General features: G+C 44.3%; 2 tRNA genes and 1 rRNA gene. All 3 read right to left on the bottom strand.

The features are described 5' to 3' along the window. Window positions 1-212: 212 nt before the first annotated feature. A tRNA-Ala gene (locus tag H5123_RS20355) sits at window positions 213-288 on the bottom strand. Between the two features lie 144 nt (window positions 289-432). Continuing rightward, a tRNA-Ile gene (locus H5123_RS20350) sits at window positions 433-509 on the bottom strand. 88 nt (window positions 510-597) lie between these two features. Beyond that, window positions 598-696, bottom strand: a 16S ribosomal RNA gene (locus H5123_RS20345); the annotation flags it as partial.

The following is a 696-nucleotide window of genomic DNA, read 5'->3' as shown; positions in this document are numbered from 1 at the left end:
TTGAGAACTCAAGTGTTAATGCTTTCGCATTAACGTTTTTCGCACTAACGTAATCACACAAACGACAACGAATCATCATTCATGCGCCTTTAGTTAGTACTATCAGCTTTCCAAATTGTTAAAGAGCGGGCTTAAAAAAGCCAAAGATAAAATTTCGTTTATCTTTGGCATCTCTAACCTATGCATAAGCTTATCGTCATGATAAGTGTAAATGGTGGAGCTATGCGGGATCGAACCGCAGACCTCCTGCGTGCAAGGCAGGCGCTCTCCCAGCTGAGCTATAGCCCCATTTACATGCAGTTGAGATTTTACGTTTACCTTCAATGAAGGTCTCACCAAAAAATTGGTTTGCCAATCGTTTCTAATCAAGGCGGTTGATAGCGACATTTAGTAGACTAAATGAATCATCATCCAACGCAGAGTAGGAAAGATTGGTGGGTCAGAGTGGACTTGAACCACCGACCTCACCCTTATCAGGGGTGCGCTCTAACCAGCTGAGCTACAGACCCAACGTAATTTCTCTTTCTTCTATCAAGTAATCTGTGTGAACACTCACATGCATCGCTGCACTTTTAGGTATTGAGTTAGTCGTATAGGTAAGGAGGTGATCCAGCCCCAGGTTCCCCTAGGGCTACCTTGTTACGACTTCACCCCAGTCATGAACCACAAAGTGGTGAGCGTTCTCCCGAAGGTTAA

The sequence above is a fragment of the Shewanella sp. SR43-4 genome, from assembly GCF_014163845.1.
GTDB classification, from domain to species: domain Bacteria; phylum Pseudomonadota; class Gammaproteobacteria; order Enterobacterales; family Shewanellaceae; genus Shewanella; species Shewanella vesiculosa.
The sequence above is the reverse complement of the archived record's forward strand: the minus strand, read 5'-3'. Positions and strand labels throughout refer to the sequence as shown.